15 protein-coding genes and 3 pseudogenes are annotated in these 21,034 nt (G+C 56.4%); 7 read left to right on the top strand and 11 right to left on the bottom strand.

Features of this window, described 5'->3' with window-relative positions:
* Window positions 1-996: pseudogene (locus EYC79_RS11515) on the bottom strand (bacteriophage T4 gp5 trimerisation domain-containing protein); the annotation flags it as partial.
* Here EYC79_RS11515 and tssI (EYC79_RS11510) point away from each other — a divergent pair.
* A pseudogene (gene tssI, locus EYC79_RS11510) lies at window positions 993-1,426 on the top strand (type VI secretion system tip protein TssI/VgrG); the annotation flags it as partial. The pseudogenes EYC79_RS11515 and tssI (EYC79_RS11510) sit on opposite strands and share 4 nt — an antisense overlap.
* Here the strand turns inward: tssI (EYC79_RS11510) and EYC79_RS11505 are convergent.
* From EYC79_RS11505 to tssH, 10 genes and pseudogenes are all read right to left on the bottom strand, one after another.
* Window positions 1,418-1,979, bottom strand: a pseudogene (locus EYC79_RS11505) (contractile injection system protein, VgrG/Pvc8 family); the annotation flags it as partial. The pseudogenes tssI (EYC79_RS11510) and EYC79_RS11505 overlap by 9 nt on opposite strands.
* Window positions 1,980-2,181: 202 nt before the next feature.
* Window positions 2,182-3,243 carry a hypothetical protein gene (locus EYC79_RS11500; RefSeq protein WP_165457011.1) on the bottom strand — a complete coding sequence of 354 codons (1,062 nt, stop codon included), beginning with the start codon at window positions 3,241-3,243 and terminating at the stop codon, window positions 2,182-2,184.
* Between the two features lie 104 nt (window positions 3,244-3,347).
* Window positions 3,348-4,271 (bottom strand): hypothetical protein, encoded by a 924-nt coding sequence (locus EYC79_RS11495; protein ID WP_130978062.1) that lies wholly within the window; start codon window positions 4,269-4,271, stop codon window positions 3,348-3,350.
* 403 nt (window positions 4,272-4,674) lie between these two features.
* On the bottom strand, window positions 4,675-5,772 hold the full coding sequence (locus EYC79_RS23605) for a hypothetical protein (protein WP_205654370.1): 1,098 nt from the start codon (window positions 5,770-5,772) through the stop codon (window positions 4,675-4,677).
* Window positions 5,773-5,825: 53 nt separating this feature from the next.
* Window positions 5,826-7,436 (bottom strand): DUF4150 domain-containing protein, encoded by a 1,611-nt coding sequence (locus tag EYC79_RS11485; RefSeq protein ID WP_130978061.1) that lies wholly within the window; start codon window positions 7,434-7,436, stop codon window positions 5,826-5,828.
* Window positions 7,433-8,548: a DUF2169 family type VI secretion system accessory protein gene (locus tag EYC79_RS11480; protein ID WP_130978060.1), complete on the bottom strand. Its 1,116-nt coding sequence runs from the start codon at window positions 8,546-8,548 to the stop codon at window positions 7,433-7,435. Before EYC79_RS11480 ends, EYC79_RS11485 begins: the two co-directional genes overlap by 4 nt.
* Before the next feature lie 14 nt (window positions 8,549-8,562).
* Window positions 8,563-10,830, bottom strand: a complete 2,268-nt coding sequence (tssI, locus tag EYC79_RS11475) for a type VI secretion system tip protein TssI/VgrG (RefSeq protein ID WP_130978059.1) — start codon at window positions 10,828-10,830, stop codon at window positions 8,563-8,565.
* 167 nt (window positions 10,831-10,997) lie between these two features.
* Window positions 10,998-11,498 (bottom strand): hypothetical protein, encoded by a 501-nt coding sequence (locus EYC79_RS11470; protein ID WP_130978058.1) that lies wholly within the window; start codon window positions 11,496-11,498, stop codon window positions 10,998-11,000.
* 127 nt (window positions 11,499-11,625) lie between these two features.
* Complete coding sequence (locus EYC79_RS11465; RefSeq protein WP_062426859.1) at window positions 11,626-12,102, bottom strand: Hcp family type VI secretion system effector; 477 nt, start codon at window positions 12,100-12,102, stop codon at window positions 11,626-11,628.
* Window positions 12,103-12,146: 44 nt separating this feature from the next.
* Entirely contained in the window at window positions 12,147-14,813 is a 2,667-nt protein-coding gene (gene tssH / locus EYC79_RS11460) for a type VI secretion system ATPase TssH (RefSeq protein WP_130978057.1), read from the bottom strand.
* A gap of 230 nt (window positions 14,814-15,043) precedes the next feature.
* Here tssH and tssA point away from each other — a divergent pair, with 230 nt between their 5' ends.
* The 6 genes from tssA (at window position 15,044) to tssE (ending at window position 21,026) form a co-directional block, all read left to right on the top strand.
* The gene (tssA, locus tag EYC79_RS11455; RefSeq protein WP_245495260.1) at window positions 15,044-16,105 is read left to right on the top strand and encodes a type VI secretion system protein TssA; all 1,062 of its coding nucleotides are present in this window, start codon (window positions 15,044-15,046) and stop codon (window positions 16,103-16,105) included.
* A 62-nt stretch (window positions 16,106-16,167) separates the two neighbouring features.
* Window positions 16,168-16,677 carry a type VI secretion system contractile sheath small subunit gene (gene tssB / locus EYC79_RS11450; RefSeq protein WP_062426856.1) on the top strand — a complete coding sequence of 170 codons (510 nt, stop codon included), beginning with the start codon at window positions 16,168-16,170 and terminating at the stop codon, window positions 16,675-16,677.
* Window positions 16,678-16,768: 91 nt separating this feature from the next.
* Window positions 16,769-18,250, top strand: coding sequence for a type VI secretion system contractile sheath large subunit (gene tssC, locus EYC79_RS11445; RefSeq protein WP_062442626.1), 1,482 nt, complete (start codon window positions 16,769-16,771; stop codon window positions 18,248-18,250).
* Between the two features lie 55 nt (window positions 18,251-18,305).
* On the top strand, window positions 18,306-19,700 hold the full coding sequence (gene tssC / locus EYC79_RS11440; RefSeq protein ID WP_130978056.1) for a type VI secretion system contractile sheath large subunit: 1,395 nt from the start codon (window positions 18,306-18,308) through the stop codon (window positions 19,698-19,700).
* Window positions 19,697-20,524: a type VI secretion system accessory protein TagJ gene (locus EYC79_RS11435; RefSeq protein WP_130978055.1), complete on the top strand. Its 828-nt coding sequence runs from the start codon at window positions 19,697-19,699 to the stop codon at window positions 20,522-20,524. The genes tssC (EYC79_RS11440) and EYC79_RS11435 overlap by 4 nt, the downstream gene beginning before the upstream one ends.
* Entirely contained in the window at window positions 20,517-21,026 is a 510-nt protein-coding gene (tssE, locus tag EYC79_RS11430) for a type VI secretion system baseplate subunit TssE (RefSeq protein WP_112956344.1), read from the top strand. The genes EYC79_RS11435 and tssE overlap by 8 nt, the downstream gene beginning before the upstream one ends.
* Window positions 21,027-21,034 lie beyond the last annotated feature (8 nt).

Genomic DNA, 21,034 nt, shown 5'->3' with positions numbered 1-21,034 from the left:
TCAGATCCTGACGAATGGAGTGGAGTTCCTAGACATTGACTTCAAGCAGGAGCCGCCTTCACCCGGTCCGCCTTTCCTGAAGTTGATCTGGTTGCCCTCAATATCGATCTTCAGCGCGAAGAGTTTGATGCCACTTTTCGTGAGAGAGATGTACCCGCCCGGCGTGGAAAGCCTAATTTCGTCCCCGAATATCTCCCAGATCTTTGCTTCACCGTGATACTTTTCCTCGGACACAAGATTGTAGAGCTTGCCGACATTGACGGTAATCTTCTCACCGACGCGCGTGTACTGGCCCCTTCCAACCTCGACATATTGCTCATTGCCTATGCTCAGGTTTTGCTGCTTTCCGACCTGCCGGGCTTCGGTCTGGCCGATGTTGGTCACCTTGCTGACGCCAATCTGCTCAGCCTTTGCAACGCCAACGGACGTGGACTGAAACGCCCCGATGATCGTGTTCATAATGCCGGGCAGCGGGAACAGGCCTGAAGCATCGCTGCCGACGCCTGTACCTGACCCGGCAAGAGCGGTACCTGCGTCGGCCCTTGGGCTTGGCCCCGATACGACACCCTCGCGCGAAGACAAGCCTCCGGCTCCAAGGAAGCCAAGTGCCGATGACGCAAGTGTGGTGGCAAAGGCTGCAACACCCGGACCACCTCCACCTGCTATCTGTGCAGCTTGGGATAACAGGCCTGCTGTTTGCCCAGACAGCGCCTGCACACCCGCCATAGCCATCATCGCCATCGGCCCTGTGCCACCAACGACGGTGTTTACCGATCCACCGATCTCGTGCTTCTGGTTGTCCGAAACCTCCACCGCCCGATTGCCGCCAATGGAGGCGACCTCATGCCGGTCGATGCGTTTGGTACGGTCATTGAGCACGCGCGTCGTCTGGTCCTTCTGGGCATGGAAGAACTGGTTCTCCCTGCCCGCCTCATCCTCGAAGGTGATTTCGTTGAAGCCTTGGCCCTTGTGCGTGTTGGGGCGCAGCACCCATCGATCGCTCCTACGAGACAAACGGCAACGAGCCGGAATACCGCAACAGCTTTGAGGCCATCCCGTCGCGCGTGCCGCTGACCCCGCACCGGACAACCAAGCGCCCGCGGATCGAGGGCACGCAGGTGGCGATCGTTGCAGGCCCAGAGGGAGAGGAAATCCACCCGGATCAATATGGCCGCATCAAGCTGTGGTTCCCATGGGACCGCAAGGCGAAGAAGGATGGTACAGATACCTGCTGGGTGCGTGTTAGCCAGGCTTGGGGCGGCGGCACTTGGGGTGCTCAGGTCATTTCGCGCATCGGCATGGAGGTGATGGTTGCCTTCGTCGATGGCGACCCTGATCGACCGCTGGTCACGGGCGTGGTCAACAACCCTGCAACTCCGTGCCTTACGACCTACCCGCCAACAAGACGCGCATGGTGTGTGGGTCGCCTTGATGATCACATGCTCTTCATACTCATGCTCGGGATGAGCTACTTCATAAGGCGTAAAGCGCCGTCCGGCTTCAAGGATACGGGAGGTGGATGCGCCGAAGACGCGGTCGTGGTCGGCTTCGATGGCCTGGGTTCGAAGCTTCTGAGCGCGTTCGGCTTCTGCCACCGTCTTGATGCGGGAAGGATATTCGTACAGCTCGCGCTTTGTCGCGTCCGGCATCTGCACCAAAGACGGCGTCATCGTCCCTGGCACCAGGGAGGGTGTCTCGAAGTTCCAGTCAGCACCTGCCCGCTGACCGGGGACATAGGAGAAACGGCGTGCCCAGTCATTGATGTGGTTGCGGTCCGACGAGCCCTGCGCCAGCCTCACCCTGCCTTCACCTTGGGCGGACGGAGATGATCCAAGCCAGCCATTGGCGCTATCGGCCACATGCAGCTTGTGGGAGCCGTCCTCATGGCTAAACCAGTAGAACAGTCCATCCTCCTCGAAGCGTCGCAGGAGATAGTCGAGGTCCGTTTCGTTCCATTGAACGCTGTAGTGCTGCGGTGGCCCGCGCCACCTGTGACCGGAAGACGACATGGCCATCACATTTGACGGTCGCAATTGGATGGAATGTGCGGATCAATGCCGATTGAAGGCTTGCGCTAAGCGACTTCGCTTACTGTGTTATACACATTTGAAACCTCGTAACACGCGGTACTATCGCTTGAGTAGGCCGGCGGGAATCGTGATGGAATTCCACTCGGCTCCGTCATATGTCTGAACGCCGTGCTCTGTCGAAGTAGTAAAGCGTGTCGGCAATTGCCTGCACCTTGAGTGGGTTAGGTACGTTCTTGTTAACGGACGGATCAAGCGTCGGCTTGAGCGGCGACAAAATGTGCCCATCAAAGGAATGTAGTGCGTAATCCGATGCGAGGATCATGCTGTCGCCAAAGCGCGCAATCGACCTCAAGTCCGCGTCGTCGCCCTTGAAGGACACGTCCCGGAATCCGCTTTTTGCATTGCCCTTTAGAATCACGCCGTTTTCGCCGACTGCCCATATCTTGTCGGGAGCCTCCACGAAAACGTCGGAAAGCACCGCTGAATGGGGGTAGTGTTGTCCGTATCGAGGCGTGGCTACCAATTTCCAGTCCGTGCCGTTCCAGTGATAGAGCCGACCCTCCATAACCTTCGTTTCGCCTTCCGCCGCGTAATGGATGGCGAGCGCCTCATCCGGACGTCCAAGGTCGAAGAGTTCCGCCGCGCGTTCCTCCTCCTCCTCGGTTAAGTTCCTGCCCGACGCCTTTGGCATGCAGGTTACCGTCATGTAGAGGTCATCAAGGGACGAACCCGCTATCGCGCCGAACACGAGATGGTCGAACTCCTCCGATGGCATCGGCAACTTGTCCCTGTTGAACCATGTCCACTGTTCGCCTTCCCGGATGTAGAGCTGGGAGTTATGACCGGTGACCAGCAATGTGTCGCCGATCGCAACGATACGGCTCGTATAACCAAGTCCCTCAGTATCCTCGATATATACTCCAGAACCGATAATCTTGCTGTGCTTCGGCTCGGTTCCAGCGGAGAGGTGGTAGACGTCGCCCTCGTCGCTCTTAGCGAAGACGACAGGCTTCCCGTCCTTGCCGATCCAGCCCGTCACGCTGTCTATGATGCGCGGGATGCCGAACCCTGTCCACGGCTCCTCATAGTCGCCTTCGTAAACAAGAATAATCGAATACATGGCGTCATATTCTGCTTCACTGAAGGCGACGCAGAATTTCTTTTCGGACAGCGCCATGGCCGAATCTAAACGGCGGTTTGCAAGAGCGTCCATTTGGCTTCCTCGGTTGGTTCAGAAGTCGGGATGTTCAATACGTTCCCATCCGTTTCCATCGAAACGAAATATGTCTTTCTGACCCACTACCCAAAGAACATCGCTCACGGATTTGCATAAAAAATGGAGTCGCCGCGAAGCTTTGGCAATGCGGGAGAAAAGCGTCGTAGTTCGGATGAGCCAGGGTCGACCTCAAAGAGCCCGCCGGGCCGAACACTGGAAGGCAATACAAATTTTCCGCGATAGGAGGTGATCATATGAAACAGATTAAGCTGCTTTCGAAGAATGACCGGAGTAAATGCGCTAGCAAAACTTCCGTGCAACAGCACTCCCTCGCGGCCACAAACCCATACGCTATCCTCATCCTCTATAAGGATGCCAGTCAGGGCGGTTTCCTCAAGATATACTTTTTGCTCATGAAGCGACATGCCGTCCCAGTAGTAGAGTACCGGCTTTGTGTCCTCACTACCGCAGAGATAAATCGCGTTTTCTGAAAGGCCTTTAATATCGTAGAGTGATATGTTTTTGGGCGACTGTTTTTTGAAGTTCCGGAGCCAGTCAAGGTACCCAGGGTCCGTGGTGAGAGGCCTGCTTTCCTTCTTTTGAAGATAGGCATCCATGTCGAAAAGCAACGCGTCCGTCAGCAAAGACCAATTACCTCGTCCCACTCTGCGATAGATTTGTCCTCCTTGACCGCAGGCATACAGCGTCTCGCCGATTTGGGAGATTGCCAACATTCGGCCACGCCCTTGCGCGTCCTCTACCCAAGTTCCAGCACCTTCAATTTTTTCGCGGAAGTTTCCTTTCCGCCAGCCATGGAAAACGTCACCGTCGGAAGAAAGATAGGTGAGATAATCAGAGGTCGAATCAATCTCTGGATTTCGGAAAAGTGTTACATCCTGCAAGTGGAAGTCAAAGTCGTCGAAGTACCAACGCTCGCCAGACTTACCGTAGTGCTCGTAGCGGAAAAGGCGAGTCTCAGGATGATAGATCTCCGAGTCAACGAGTGCAGCCCCGATTACAATCACTTCGAGGATCGCGCACAGGCGCGTGTGAATTCCATCATGTCGATCTCTCTTCTAGGGCCTTGCATTCGGGCCCCTGATTGCACCCGTGCTGAGTGCTCGCAATGTGTCCGCGGGTAAAGGTGGATACTGTTTTGCGCGTAGCAGCTGGTTCGGGTTTCGTCCCGCAAACTCAGCGTTAACGGCTGAAATAATCTGTTGCGCACAATCCGGCCTCAGCGACACCATAGCATCTATTGAGGCATCCTTGACGTCGTCAAGTATAGCTGTGTGTGGCGGGCTGGAAGTCTGACCGAGCCTTTCGATCGCAGCATCCGCGAAATGAGCAGTACAATGCTCGGTTCCAGCGCTGCGCGCTTGCCAAAACTCGCCGCTCTGGAAATTCCCCCCGATCAGAGATCGCCTCTCAACCCTTCAAGCCTCTGAACTCCCGTTGTAGCAGCTCCCGAGGCACGTCAATTGCTGTCCAATCGCGACCATTGAACGTATAAACGCCGTGTTTCGAGTCAAAGTAATACAGTATATCGTCCACCGCTTGCACTTTGAGCGGGGTTGAGATGCTTTTGTTAATAGTCGGATCAATAGTGGGTTTAAGCGGCGAAAGCATGTGTCCGTCGAACCAGTGCAAAGCATAGTCTGATGCAATGACCATCCGATCACGGAACTTCGTGATAGAACGCAGATTCTCGTCGTTACCTTTGAACGAAATGTCCTGAAACCCGTCGCGGGCATTGCCTACGAGAATGACGCCGTTGTTTCCAACCGCCCACACGCGGTCTGGGTTGTCAATCAGAACATCTGAAAGGACTGAAGGCTCGGGATAAAATTTCCCCGAACGCGGCGTAGCCACAACGCGCCACTGCGTACCGTCCCAGTGGTGGAGTCGACCTTCGTTGACGCGTGTCGGGCCTTGCTTCGCCGATTCCTCCAAATCTAGCGCTTCTTCGTAGCGTCCTTGCTTGATGAGCTCACTTCGTTTTTCCTTCTCGTCGTCCGTCAAACTTCTAGCAGAATTTTCGGGTAGATACAGAACTGTCATGTACAAATCCTCGAGCGAGGCACCACCTATGCTGCCGAATGCGAGGTATTCGAAGCCCTTTGGAGCTGAAGGTAGCTTATCTCTTTTAAACCACTCAGTTTTTTCTCCAATTATCGAGTAAAGTTGAGAGCGGTATCCTGTTACCAGAACCGCATCACCGACAAGCGCGGCCGCATTGATATACCCCAATCCAGTCGCGTTCTCGGAATAGACACCAGCGCCATCGATTTCCGTGTGATGAGACGGGCGGCCCGGGGAAACTATATATACATCCCCTTCGTCGCTAACGGCATATATGACGGGGCGATCTTCACTATTGAGTTTCCCAGTCAATCCGGCGATCTTGCGAGGAACATCTACTCTCGACCAAGGCTGTCTAAGCTTGCCCTCATATGTCAGGATATAGGAGTACGTATCGTCGTTGTCGGTTCCACTGAACACCACGCAGAAGGTGTCACTAGCCACTGCAAACCCCGCGTCTAGTCGAATTATTTCGTCCAATATGATCACTCCCTGCTTCAGTAAGTCCCTGCTTGTAACCTATCAATGACGGCCTTACCTCCCGGTAACTGGGGAGGACGCATCGTAGTCCGGCCAGGTTGTCCTTCATTCGAGCCTACTTGTGCCATTGCCGCCAATTTTGCCATTCTCTTGCACTTTTCCGGTAGCTCGGAAACGCGATCAATTGCCTTGTTGACCTCTCCTCTAATTTCCCCAAGCGGCGCAGTACCGTGTGGATTATAGCGCTCACCAAGTGCAGCCAGTGCTGGATTGAGCGATTTATGCACAGCGTCATCGTCTGTCCTGTGCATACCAGGCGAGAGGCAGATCGCCTGTCCACCGTTGTAGGTCGGAGAGTTCGGTATCCTGTTCTCTGTCGAGTTTCTCTCTGGCTGCGTTGTGGGTGCCTTGCCAAGCCGGTAGACCATGTCTGGAATGATATGGTGTGCTTCTCCCGGACAAATCATTTCCACATACTTGTACGGCCCAACGACGCACGGCCATTTCCTCCTGTCCTTTGTATCTACCCTGACGTTTTGCTCGAGAGCGGTTCCAAGACGTGGGTGCTTTTCGACCTCCTGTCTGACGCGTTCGTGTTCCTCATCAAGCTGGTGGCGGTATTGGGTAATCGAGTCACGGCTCCACTGAACAGCCTCATCAACATCAAGGCGTCCAGTGCGTACGGCTTCCTCTGCGCTTCTAACGATATCAAATTCTTCCTCGTCTCGGGGGAATAGCCCACCTCCGAGCCGCTCGGATATAGGCGCTCCCAACTCGCTTGGCCACAAGACAGCGACCGCAGTGCCCAAGAACCTCGCCCCGAATTTACCGAGCCTGCCTATCCAAGGAAGGACCCTCTGTCCCAAAGAAGGAGCGACCTTCGTCGGCATCGGCGGACGTTGCCAAAGCGGCGCGCGTGCAGGGCTGGGCCGTATCACCGTGCCTGGTCCCCTTGGAACCGTCGGAGGTGTCGGTTTGGGGGCCACAGCGCCTCCGCTGCTCGGGGCGACCTGGGCCGAGCTTTTCGCAAGGGCGGCTGCCCCACCTGCGTAAGCATATTGCTCGCCGTCTTTCCAAGAAGCCGGCGAGGCATCGCTCAAAACCCTTCCTTCGTCGGAACTGTTCTGCCACCTGAGCGATCCCGGCACCGGATCATCGTCCTTGGGCGGATCATACGTCTTCGTCCCCCGGACAAATATTGCCTCTCCCTCTGTATTCCGGTTGTTCATGTAGAAACGGTCGAGGTGCCGAATAACATGTGAGCCTTCTGCGCGGACCTGATCGGCGTAACCGATCGGTTCGCAGATGCTCTCCACCGTTCCGGATTTGACACCTTTCCGAACACCGGGCGCATCGCCATGCACATGTGTGGTGCAGGAGCGCATCACCATCGCCCTCTTGCCCGTGAAGCGGACGGATGGCGTGTAGTTTTTGTCGTGGCCGCAGAAGTCCACCACAGGATAAGGGATTGGGACGACCGAAGAGCCAACCGGAGTTAGGCACACATCCGGTGCCAGGGAAACGATCCGCGCTTCATCGATATCTCTTAAGCCTTCGCGCGGCGTTTTCGTCGTCCACGGCGATGGGTAGTCCGGATCGCCGATGTAATTGTCCCGTGGAAAACTCATGCCGTTTCCTTTTCAGCATGATGGTTTTCGGATTCTGGAGATTTCAGACGTACTCGGGTCAACGTCAGCGTCGTCCCGTCAGCATCGGCAAGAGGAAACCGCGCACGCCAAGTTAGGAGAACTCGTCCATCGTTGCGCCAATCGAACTGAACACCATCAATCTTGAGAACGTACCACGCATCACGATCCGCCCGTTGGCAATGGACCCCGAGCGTAAGCCCCGGAAGTTGGCCTCTGGCGACGGGATGCTCTGGATGCAGGTTGCGAAGTTCGTAACCCTCGTCACCATGAAGATGTGGTGCAGCAATTAAGTCAGGATGGGCCGCCTGCCAGAACCTGTTGTCAAAATCCTGCGGTAAAAGTGGATGCCGCTTCTCAACCCAGGCATCGTCATAGGTGCCGGTGTATTGCTGACGGGATTGCCACCAAGGCGATACGAGGCCAAGGCCTTGTGGTTCGGGCGTTTCTTTCCAGTCCAGCCGCTCTCCAACAGACGTGATTTGTGGCGCACGGACAGGTGGCGTGCCAGCGGGCATGTCGAGAGTGACGATACCACATCCCAACGGATTTCGGCGTTCGACATCAGGAGGAGTGTGGGTTTCAGCATCACCCGTGCCTGGGATGACGCCGCCATAAGCCTTTGTCCAGCAGACGGGCACCTTACAGGTTGGCTCGGGCTCGGTGAGAGTCCAGTCGCTTATGACCCGCTTTGGCTCCTTGGCGGAAAATCCCGCCCATTTCTCCTTGATAACGGGCTGCCAGAAGCGCGGTCCGCAGACCTCTACCTCTTTAGAGACATTGCCGACACAAATGGATGCCTGCCAGGACGTCTCCGGTTCCCTCAACGGCGACCACGCATCCCCGAGAAAGCTGATGTCGGTACCGGGCTTGTCAGGGGTCAGATCGCTCTGCCGAAGGAGGACTGTCTGGTGGGGATCATCCTCGTAAGCGTCTTCCCACTGGAAGCTTTCCTGCTCACGAGCGATTTCCATTATCCCGTCTTGCACATGGTTGAAGGTACCTCGCACGGAAACGATGCAATCCAGATCGCCCTCGGTATCGAACTGGCGGAATGCCATGGCTGGAAAAGGAAGACGGTTGTCGAGTTCCAAGAACAATCGCTCCCCTAGTTCAGATCAATCGGCTTGCCGCGAAGCTGGAAGTGGTCCGTGGCGACGAAGTTGAACGTCTTGCCGAGAATGATCACCTCGCCGTTCGACTTCATGATGAACTTGGAGTCGCCGCACTCGATGACGAATTCTTCTCCGACGGCGATCTTCTTGAACTTTCCGACGCTTTCCAGAGACGTCTGTCCGACATTGGTCACCTTGCTGACGCCGATCTGTTCCGCACGGGCGACGCCGACGCTGTCCGATTTGAAAGTGCTGACGATCGTGTTCATAATGCCGGGGAGTGGAAAGAGGCTGGACGCATCGCTGCCGACGCCTGTGCCTGATCCCGCTAGTGCCGTCCCTGCATCTGCACGGGGGCTAGGACCCGATACGACTCCTTCTCGCGAAGACAGGCCACCAGCGCCAAGAAAGCCAAGTGCCGATGAAGCAAGTGTGGTGGCAAAGGCGGCTACACCTGGCCCACCTCCACCCGCTATCTGCGCCGCCTGACTGAGTAACCCCGCCGTATGCCCAGACAGCGCCTGCACACCCGCCATAGCCATCATCGCCATCGGACCTGTGCCACCAACGACGGTGTTTATCGATCCGCCAATCTCGTGTTTCTGGTTGCCCGAAACCTCCACCGTCCGGTTGCCGCCAATGGAGGCGACCTCATGCCGGTCGATGCGCTTGGTGCGGTCGTTCAGGACACGGGTCGTCTGATCCTTCTGGGCGTGAAAGAACTGGTTCTCCTTGCCTGCCTCATCTTCGAAGGTGATTTCGTTGAAGCCCTGGCCCTTGTGCGTGTTCGAGCGCAGCACCATGCGGGTTTTGTTGGCGGGCAGGTCGTAGGGCACTGAGTTGGCAGGGTTGTTGACCACGCCTGTCACCAGCGGTCGATCAGGGTCGCCATCGACGAAGGCAACCATCACCTCCATGCCGATGCGCGGGATGACCTGTGCACCCCAGGTTCCGCCGCCCCAGGCCTGGCTAACACGCACCCAGCACGTATCTGTACCATCCTTCTTCGCCTTGCGGTCCCATGGGAACCACAGCTTGATGCGGCCATATTGATCCGGGTGGATTTCCTCTCCCGCCGGGCCTGCAACGATAGCAACCTGTGTCCCCTCGATCCGTGGGCGCTTGGTCTGTCGATGCGGGGTCAGCGGCACGCGCGACGGGATGGCCTCAAAGCTGTTGCGGTATTCCGGTTCGTTGCCGTTTGTCTCATAGGAGCGATCCACGATGGTGTGGGTCGCCTTGATGATCACATGCTCTTCATAATCATGCTCGGGATGGGCTACTTCATAAGGCGTAAAGCGCCGTCCGGCTTCGAGGATGCGGGAGGTGGATGCGCCGAAGACGCGGTCGTGGTCGGCTTCGATGGCCTGGGTTCGAAGCTTCTGAGCGCGTTCGGCTTCTGCCACCGTCTTGATGCGGGAGGGATACTCGTAAAGCTCGCGCTTCACCGCATCCGGCATCTGCACCAAGGATGGCGTCATGGTGCCCGGCACCATGGAGGGTGTCTCGAAGTTCCAGTCCGCCCCTGCCCGCTGGCCCGGCACGTAGGAGAAGCGGCGCGCCCAGTCATTGATGTGGTTGCGATCCGACGAGCCCTGCGCCAGCCTCACCTTGCCTTCACCGTGAGCGGAAGGAGATGGTCCAAGCCAACCATTGGCGCTATCGGCCACATGCAGCTTGTGGGAGCTATCCTCATGGCTGAACCAGTAGAACAGTCCGTCCTCCTCGAAGCGTCGCAGGAGATAATCGAGGTCCGTTTCGTTCCATTGAACGCTGTAGTGCTGCGGTGGCGGCGGTGTGATGATGCCGGACGTGTCGGGTGCCGGAATGCCGTGTTCGGAAAACAGCGTCTCGGCAATTTCAACCACCGTCTTGTCCATCCAGATACGGCAGTCGGAGCGGCGCGAGAGCAGCCACATCTGTGGACGGATGGTCATGCTGTAGGAGCGAAGGCCGCGAGTGATGGGCGGGCCTTCATGCAGTTCCGTCACCAAACCGTTGAATGGGCGACGCACTCCGCTTCCTTCTTCGCCATCGCCCTGTTGCACCTCCACAGAGACATCGACCAGACGGCCGATCAGTTCCTCGGGCTTGACTGCTTCCTTCTTGGCGCGGACGCTGAGGTTGATCTCGAAGAGTTGCGATACGCCTTCCTGGATCACCATGCGCTCGGGGAGAAGCTGGTCTTCACCCAGCGGGGACTTGACCTTCAGAACGCGGCTCGCCTGGATAAAGTCAGACGATGAGGGCTGGTCGGTCATGGTCTCTCTCCGCGATCAATCAAATGAGAAGCGACACGCATGGACTGTGGCTTTCACTATGACCTGTTGTGAAGCAAAGCGGCTCAACCCTGCTTCCAATACCTGGAACTGCCTGTTCGCCATCGAACGAGCTCACACAATCTGCTCAAACACTGCGGTAGCGTCCGTCAACGACGTTCCCCTACGAGATATGCGTATTTGAATTTCGTCGCGTTGTTTGGAATTGCATCCGCTTTGGGCCCAAACATCACGTCCGAGGTGAGAACGGTCCCAATCTCCTTTGTCGTGGGCGCAGTGCCAAGAAGATATATATCCCTCGACAAGAACATCTGATTGCCGAAAGAGTTTGCAACAGCATAGTTTACTTGAAGGACGAATGCGCTGTGCCTATGCTGAAGGAGAGCCTGGCTAATCTTTGCTTCATTGGCCCGTATCCACTTCCGCAACCACACGGAAATCGCACCTTCGTTCAGAGCAGCTGCAGCCTGGCTGAAGACGGCAGCAGCGGCCCCGCCAACTGCGGCTCGCTGATTGAATTGTCTAGGGCCGTCTGGGAGGCTCATATAGGAGAGATCTGGTCCCCTACCCATTTTTTGAGGGGCTACGACCTCATCTTGCCGAACCGGCCGGACGATAAAATTATCTGTAGAAACGGAAAAATTGGGCATTCAAGACGCCTCCCTTGTGGACGGTACAACCGATTCACGCGGCTCCATCAGCGCTTCAGCGCTATTGGCCCGCAGAGCCCGGATGGGGTGATCCGGTGCCCTGTGAACGGGCACCGGATCAACTTCCTCAGGCGGCTTTGGTCGTCGCCAGATCGTAAGATGCGATCATTGGAGACTGCGGCGAATTGTTTTCGTCTGCAGGCGTATACTTCACTTCGATCTTCGTGAAATTCAGCTTGATCGTCTCGACGGGACGGTCACCGCTGGAATCGACCGAATAGCTGGCGATCAGCGTATTGGTAAGGAGATACTGAATATAGGTATTGCCGGGATCCCCAGTTGTTACCAAGTGAATGGTAGCAGTCTTACCCTGGCGACCAGCGCATGCTTCTTGAAACAGCTTGGTGGAGGAGGAGTCGCTGACCTTTGTGAGAATGACTTCCGAAATGGTCGGCTCGGATGCTTCACGGTTTGCTGCAGAGCCCGCAGCGGTGTTCATGTTTCGCGTCACATTCCAGTGGATGGCTTCGATGTCCATCCACTTGCGATGTTCCTGATGAGTCGCATCACCCTGAATACCGTCCAACTGCAGATAAATTGGCATGCTGTAAGCTCCTGTTTGAAACGACCTCTTGCTCCGAGGCCCTGTTACCTTTCAACCTGACGCCGCACACGCCGGGTTGCCCCTTTGGATGCGACAACTTCATCCACCCCGGCAGCATCTGCCGAAGCGAAATCGCCTGTTTCCCCAGCCGCTTCGGCATGAACGCCGAACCGTGTACCGTCAAAATCGACAGTGACCATGCCTACCTTTTCACCGGCAACAACCGTCTCAAGGAAGAAGCTGGAAAGGGGTGGCAGGAGATCCTTGCCCATCATGATTTCGATTGCGCGTGCTCCGATGTCGCTGGAGCCCGCCTTATTGACCAATGCCGCCCGCGCCGTTTCGGAGAGCGACAACTCCGCGCCGTAGGTCGCCCTGACCCGATCGCGGATTTTTTCGATCTGAATGTCGACAATCCTTGAGAGCTGTTCGGCTCCTAAGGGCATGAATGGCAGAACGATCGTGCGACCAAGGAAGGCTGGCTTGAACTGCTTCGTCAGTTCCGGCATCAGCAGCGCTTCCAGGGCCTCGCCTTCGGGCATCGTCTCAGGATCCGCAGCGAGCGCCGACAACAATTCCGATCCGGTGTTGGCGGTCAAAACGATTGTCGTGTTCTTGAAATCCACATCGCGGCCTTCGCCGTCTCGAAGAACACCTTTGTCGAAGACCTGGTAGAAGATATCCTGAACACCCGCATGCGCCTTGTCGATTTCGTCGAGCAGAAGAACACCAAAAGGACGACGTCTCACGGCCTCTGTCAGCACACCTCCTTCACCATATCCCACATAGCCGGGAGGTGAGCCGAGGAGCAGCGAAACTTTGTGCTCCTCTTTGAACTCAGACATGTTGATGGTCGTGAGGTGGTTGCTGCCGCCGTAGAGGAGATCGGCCAGTGACAAAGCTGTCTCCGTCTTGCCGGTACCCGACATGCCGACCAGGAAGAAAACCGCGGGGGGACGTCGTGGATCGGATAATCCTGCGCGTGCAGCACGCATGGCGTCGGCAATTCTATTGATTGCCGCGTCTTGTCCAATGACCCGCTGCTTCATCCGATCATCGAGTGTTCGCGCACTTTCGATCTGGTCTGCAAGCAGCTTGCCAAGCGGAATGCCGGTCCAACGCGATACCACCGATGCTATGACCTCACGATCGACCACGGTGGGGACAAGTTTATCGGCCTCTGACTTCGAAGAGGCAAGCCTTAGAGGCGCCACGTTCGACTGGGTCAGCTTCTCATCTGTTTCTTCCGATGCGAGGAGTTCCCGCATCTCAAGATCATAGCGCGCCTGCAATTCGTCGATTTGCTGCCCGACAAAAGCGATCGTCTCCTCTATGGCTACCATACGCGCAGCCAATTCATGACTGGCTGGTTCACGCTTCAGCCAATCCAGCTCAATCATGAGAAGGCTTTGCTCGCTTGTCAGGGCGCGCAGCTTCTCCGGCAAGGTTTGCCGGGCGAGAGAAATCGCCGCTGCGGCCGTATCCAGCAGGCTGACCGCCTTGTCGGGGAGCTGACGCGCAGGCAGATAACGCGCTGAGAGCTGCACCGCCGCAACGATCGCATCGTCTCGAACAATAACGTCATGATGTTTGACGAAAGTGTCCGCCACACCTCTCAACATGCGGATTGCTGTCGCTTCATCCGGCTCGCGAACATGCACGGGTTGGAAACGCCGGGTCAAGGCGGCGTCTTTCTCGAAATACTTCTTGAATTCGCTCCACGTAGTAGCGGCAATCGTTCTCACCTCTCCACGCGCAAGCGCGGGCTTGAGAATATTGGCTGCATCGCCTTGTCCTGCAGCACCGCCGGCGCCAATGAGCCCATGCGCTTCGTCGATGAATAGGATGATGGGCTCAACCGATTTCTTGACCGCGTCGATCACGCCGTGGAGCCGACGCTCAAATTCGCCTTTGACGCCCGCCCCTGCCTGAAGGAGCGAAAGATCAAGCGTCAGCAGCCTGACGTTCTTCAGCTTTTCGGGGACATTGCCGGAAACGATCTCAAGTGCGAGGGCTTCCGCCACAGCCGTCTTTCCAACGCCCGCCTCTCCAACAAGGATGGGATTGTTCTGCCTGCGCCGCGTAAGGATATCCACAATCTGGCGCAGCTCGTCATCTCGCCCGATGACCGGATCAATCCGGCCACCTCGTGCGTCAGCGGTCATGTCTTGGGTATAAAGCCGCAAGAACTCGTTCTGCTCGGCAGAGCGCGCCTTACCGTCCTCAAGCAGCTCTGCCTTGCCTGTGTGAGCGTCATCCTCAACGCTCCGCAGTCTCTGAAGAGCGTTGCGATCCATGCTTTTTAAAGATGGCAAAGTGGACCGAACGAGGGTTCTAAGCGATTCCTCCTCGTCGAGTGCCAAAAGAAGATCGGCCAGCACGACGTGCTTACGGCCAACCTCAAGCGACGCTAGCAGCCAAGCTTCTCGACCCGCTGCGAGCACGTTCTGCGACAGCGAGAGATCCTCTCCATTGCCGACAACGGCGTCCTCAAGGCTACGATCGATCTCCGCCAGAAAATGCTGACGCGGAATGCTCAACTCGTCGAGGACACCAACAAAATTCTCAGATTCTACAACCGATTTCAGCCAATGAGGAACGTCGACGTAACGGTGACCCATCCTCACTGCAACCGAAGCAGCAGCTTCCAAGGCTACGCGCAGCTCAGGCTCAAGCGCTCCGATGAGGCGATTGAGATCGATATGCGACATGCAAGTGCCTCCTGCCCTTGGTCAATCCACAACGTTGCGTAGTACAATTAAGATGATGAAACCGGCTTGTCTAGCCAGAAGTTGATTTTTTTATTTCGCAGCTTAAAACGTAGATGCCGCAATTTAGACACATTTTGAAGAAGTCTGACTAAAGTCTGATTGATGAATATCCTTACGTTACGGAAGATGGCGTCATAAAACTATTACATTTACTAGAGGAAAAACTGCATTTGGACGCGACATCGGACATAGGCACTCTAGAGCTTTCGGGAGATTGCGAAGAAAATATTCGCGTCAATACGAGAACTCGTGAACTATATTACAAGATAAAAGACGAAAGAAACCAAGCGCGCGCAGAAGAACGTACTGTATCGCCTCAAGAGGTTTTGAAAGTCTCCAGTAACTGGGAGAACGTAAACAATCTTGGATTGCAGATTATATATTCGGAAAGCCTCGATGTTGAGATCTTGGCCTGGCTGATGGAAGCAAAGCTGAGGCTCGAGGGCTTCGCTGGTTTGCGTCAGGTTTACGAGATATGCGAGCATATTTTTCACAACCATTGGGAAAATATTTATTCGATCGACGACGATAGCGAGGAAGACAAGTTCGCTCCCTTTGCCGGATTAAACGGTATCGGGAGCGAGGGCTCACTCGTTCAACCGTTGCGGCTCACGTCCCTCGTTCCGGGAAAAAAGTTTGGCGAAAACAGCCTGTGGGACTTTCAGCTTGCTCAGCGACCAAATGAAACGACGCTTAAAGAAGAGCTTTATCGGGCCGCCACGGAGGCAGGGAGCGCCGCGATGACGGCCCATCTCGCGGAGGTGAATGGCTGCCTTTCGGTCTTCGACCGGTTGATGCGGCTTTTGACGGAGCGTTGCGGTCAGTACGCGCCGCCAAGCTCTAATATCCGCAATGTGCTGATCGAAGCGGCAGCCGCTATCCGTGCTCTTGGTGGCCGCGATGCAGATCAAACCCAGATCGACGGGACGGAGCCCGCGGCAATCAACGATGATGCATCCACCCCCATCGCAACACGCCCCTCGCCTTCTCTCAACCCAGAGGGCATTGGGTCTCGCGATGAGGCGTTTGAAACTCTTCTTCTGGTTGCGCGTTATTTTCGTCGAACTGAACCGCATTCACCAATTTCGTTGGCAATCGAGACATTGGTTCGCAGGGGGCGCATGGATTTTTCAGAACTGCTCGCCGAACTTCTTCCCGAAGCTCAGGCCCGCAATGCTGTTCTCACCGCAGCAGGCATCAAGCCTGGCGGTGAGAGCAATGGGAACCAATGAACCGGGTACAGATGCTGTGCTCTTCTCAATCAACCATGCGGATACGCATGAAGGAGGTCTAGATGGCAAGTGTTCATGAAAAGCTGGAGCGAGTTCGTAAGCCGCGCGTCCACATCAAATATGAGGTGGAAACGGAAGGCGCCATGGTAGTCAAGGAGTTGCCCTTCGTCGTGGGTGTCCTTGGCGACTTTTCGGGCAATCCCACTCAGCCACTCAAACCTTTTGGCGAGCGCAAGTTTGTCCAGGTCGATCGGGATAATTTTGACGAGGTGATGCGTCGCATGACGCCCGGCCTGAATATCTCGGTCCCCAACACATTGGAGAAGGATGGTAGCGACATTCAGGTCAATCTGAAGTTCGAAAGCATGGAAGACTTCGAACCCGGCTCCATTGTTCAACAGGTGCCGGCACTAAAGGCGCTTCTGGATGCCAGAAACGAACTTCGCGATCTCCTGTCAAAGGCGGATCGCTCAGAAGATCTTGAGCGCATGCTGGAAGACATCCTGCAGAACAAGACAGACCTGGCAAAGCTGGTTTCGGAACTGAAGGAAAAGAACGGTGCTGCTGAGTAATCGCGCGCCATCAGAATTTTCGAACAGCCCCACGACCGGGGATTTGAACGGTTCAAGCGGCGGCACCGGCCGCAAGTGGAAGGATTGAGATATGAGCGCCGAAAGCCTGCTGAAAAACGAAACACAGGCCACAACCGCCGAAGACCACGGACTGCTGTCCAAAGTCGTTGCCGCCACCAGGCAAACCGAACCGGACCGCGCGCAAAATCTGCTGCGCACACTGACCGACCAAGCCTTGAAGGGAACGGTCAAATACGACCGCAATCTGACGGTCACGCTAAATCACGCGATTGCAGAACTCGACAAAACAATTTCGGAGCAATTAGCGGCAATCATGCAGGCACCGGAATTCGCCAAACTGGAAGGCACTTGGCGCGGGCTGAACTACCTCGTCAAGAATTCCGAGACGAGCGTAAATCTCAAGATCCGCGTGATGAATGCCGGTAAACGGGAAATCTCCCGGGACCTGGAAAAGGCAGTGGAGTTCGATCAGTCGCGCCTCTTCAAATCGATCTATGAAGACGAGTTCGGTACGCCGGGGGGCGAGCCAATCGGCGCCATCATCGGCGATTACGAGTTTGACAACTCCTTTGATGATGTCCAAACGCTTCAAGGGGTATCTGCCATTGCGGCTGCGGCGTTCGCACCCTTCATCTCGGCAGCAAGCCCGCGAATGTTCGGCTTCGAGGATTATCGCGATCTCGCGCGTCCACGTGATCTCGAAAAGATTTTCGACACTGTGGAATATGCAAAATGGCGCAGCTTCCGTGAAAGCGACGATTCCCGCTTCGTGACGCTCGCCCTGCCCCGTGTGCTGGCGCGCATGCCCTATGGCCCAAAGACCAACCCGGTTGACGAGTTCAACTACGACGAAACAAGAGGAGCGCCGAATGGCGACCTGAAACACGACGAATATTGCTGGATGAATGCCGCTTACGTCATGGGGACCAAGCTGACCGATGCCTTTGCCAAGCATGGCTGGTGCACGGCGATCCGCGGTGCGGAAAATGGCGGCAAGGTTGAAAATCTGCCCATGCATGTGTTCTCCAGTGATGACGGCGATCTGGACCTCAAATGCCCGACCGAAGTCGGCATTACCGACCGTCGCGATGCCGAACTGGGCAAGCTCGGCTTCCTGCCGCTCTGCCACTACAAGAACACTGATTATGCCGTGTTCTTTGGCGCCCAGACGGCCCATAAGCCGAAGCTTTACGACCGGCCGGAGGCAACTGCCAATGCCGCCGTGTCGGCTCGCCTGCCCTATATCATGGCGACCTCTCGTTTCGCCCATTATCTCAAGGTCATGGGTCGCGACAAGATCGGCTCCTTCATGGAAGCTTCCGATTGTGAAGTCTGGCTCAATCGCTGGATTTCCAATTACGTCAATGCCAACGAGCAGGCGGGCGAGGAGAGCCGTGCCAAATATCCGCTGCGTGAGGCAAAGGTGACCGTTCAGGAAGTTCCAGGCAAACCGGGTGCCTATAACGCGGTGGCGTGGATGCGCCCATGGTTGCAGATGGAAGAACTCACGACCTCGCTTCGCATGGTCGCTCGCATTCCGTCCAAGAACTGAACCATGCTGGACATATGCCTGCCATATGTCCACAGCATTCCTCGGAGCGTTGCTCATGGCGCCAAGGTCCTTCACGGACACCCGCAGTCTGGTCGATCAGCTCATCGCCTTTATTGACGAGGCGCTGAACGAGCAGGTCAATGCGATTTTGCACCATCGCGAGTTCCAAGCGATGGAAGCGAGATGGCGCGGGCTTGCCATGATCGTGCGTGAGGCATCGCGCAGCGATGAGGTAAAGGTCAAGCTGCTGAATGCCAGCTGGAGGGAGCTTGCCCGCAACCTCGAAAAAGCAACCGACTTCGACCAGAGCCAATTGTTCGAGATCGTCTACAACCGGGAATTCGGCATGCCGGGTGGCGAACCGATCGGCCTGTTGATCGGAGATTACGCCTTCTCGCCGGATACCAGGGACGGTGTCGACTGCGTGACGGCACTTTCGCAGATCGGCATGGTCGCAGCCGCTGCCTTCTGCCCCTTCATCGCCGCCGGTTCTCCCGAAGCCGTCGGATTGCAGGATTTCTCAGAGATGAGCAGGGTCCATGATTTTTCCTGGCTTCGACAGGAAAAATCCCGGCTGAGATGGAACGCGCTGCGTGCCCGTGACGACTCCCGCTTCATCGGCCTCGTCGCCCCGCGCATTCTGTTGCGATCGCCCTATCGGCCTTTTTCGCGACGCCGCAGCGATCCCTTCCCGTTCCAGGAACATATCGCCGAGGACGGCACGACACTTCTGTGGGGCAATCCAGCCTTCGCCTTCGGCACGGTCGTCGTGCGAAACTTCATCGATAGCGGCTGGTTTGCCGACATCCGTGGTGTCACGCAGGACACGGTTGATGGAGGAATGCTCTCCCCCTATCAACTGCCACCACTGGACTTCGGGCTGGAAAGCAATGGGCTCTCCGCGCAGCCACCGGTCGAGGTGCAACTGTCGACGGGCCAGGAGCAGCAATTTTCCGATCTCGGACTCGTCCCGATCTCCACCACGTATTTGTCCAGCGTGGCAATTTTCAATGCCAACCAATCGCTGCATGCGCCAGGGCATTACTCAAGCGAAAGCGCACGACAGAACGCCCGTATTGCCGCCATGCTGCAATATGTGCTCTGTGCCTCCCGCTTCTCGCATTATCTCAAAGTCATTATGCGTGACGATATCGGTCAACTTAGCGACGCAACCGCGATCGAACGCAAACTCGAAACCTGGCTGTCATCCTACACACTCGGGAACGATGATGCTGAGGTGGGGCTGAGAACACGCTACCCACTACGCTCGGCTGGCATCAGCGTCTTCGAGATCCCCGGCAAACCCGGTAGTTTCTCCTGTACCGTGCGTATCCAGCCGCACTTCCAGCTGGATGATGTTTCCACCAGCTTCCACCTGATCGCCGAGACGGCGGTACCGTCAGCGTCCCCGTCGTGGGCACCGGCCGAGCCTAAGAGGATCTCCGCATGACATTGCGCGCCGACATTTCCGATCTTCTTGACGAGAACCAGGTCGCGACCGCCCTTGAACTCGCGAGGGATAAGGTCAAATCGTCACCGTCCGACAAGGAGGTCAGACACCTCTACATCGATCTTTTAATTCTGGTCCGCGATTACGAAAAGGCGGACGCGCAGTGTAACCTGGCTGCGACCTTCTCGCCGCAGGATAGTGTCGGATTTTCGCTGTTGCGCCAGCAGTTGCGCGCCATGGCGGCGCGGGACGGGTGGTTCGAAAACGCCGCCGTACCGGAATTCCCTGGCGGACCAAGTGAACTCGATCAACTGGCGATCAAGGCGAATATCGCCGCACGTGAGAGCAACATTATCGAAGCCGCTGACGCCTTGAGCGAGCTGGATGAGAAACGAGGCGACGTATCGATCGTCGTCAATGGCAAAAAGGCCAGTGATATCCGTGACCTTGACGATCGTGTTCCGCATGCACTTGAAGTTCTGACCAATGGTGGCAGGTATCTGTGGATCGGGTTTGACCGCATTGAAACTCTCACGATCGGGCCGATGACGCGTCCGCGCGACCTCGCTTATCGCGATGGCGAGCTGACGCTCAAGGATGGCGCCGTGGCATCGGTGCTTTTGCCCGCGATCTATCACGGGACGGACAAGGCGGCTGTTCTGCTGCTTGGCCGAGAGACATGCTGGGACGAGGAAAGCAGCCCACTTGTCACGGGTGAGGGTCAGAGATGCCTGTTGATCGGCGACGACCTCGTGCCATTCCACGAGATCACAAGAATTTCCGCGGCACCCCAGGCAAGTGAAAGGAAATCCGCGCGTGGTTGATCCGCTGGAGCAATATCGGCCGAAGCAGAGAACCCTATCCCGCTCCTTGCTGGACAGGCTGCTGGACGATGCGCCCGACATGGAGGCCGATCCGCTTGTCAGCCTCTCGGATCAAGTCAGGGAGATGCGTGAAGTGATACGCCGCGACCTTGAGGCACTTCTCAACACCCGCCGAAGTCCCTCGGGCCCACCGGGCGCGCTTAAAGAACTTAATGATGCGCTGGTTTCCTATGGCATGGACGGCGTCTTGTCGGCGAATCTTGTGACGGATGCGTCCAAGGATAAGCTTGCGCAAAGCATCGAGCGTCGCATTTCCATGTTCGAGACCCGCCTCTCCGATGTACGGGTTACGATCCTAAAGAACCGTATGGAGGGCGAGCGCGCCTTGCGCATGAGGATCCAGGCAACGTTTCGGCTGCATGAGGGGATGCCTCCAATCAGCTTTGAATCGAAAATCGATCCATCGACACAGCGTTTCCTCGTGGAGACCACCAATGGCTGATGGTTTTC

The sequence above is a fragment of the Agrobacterium cavarae genome, from assembly GCF_004310285.1.
GTDB classification, from domain to species: Bacteria; Pseudomonadota; Alphaproteobacteria; order Rhizobiales; family Rhizobiaceae; genus Agrobacterium; species Agrobacterium cavarae.
This window is presented reverse-complemented; position numbering and strand designations above follow the sequence as displayed.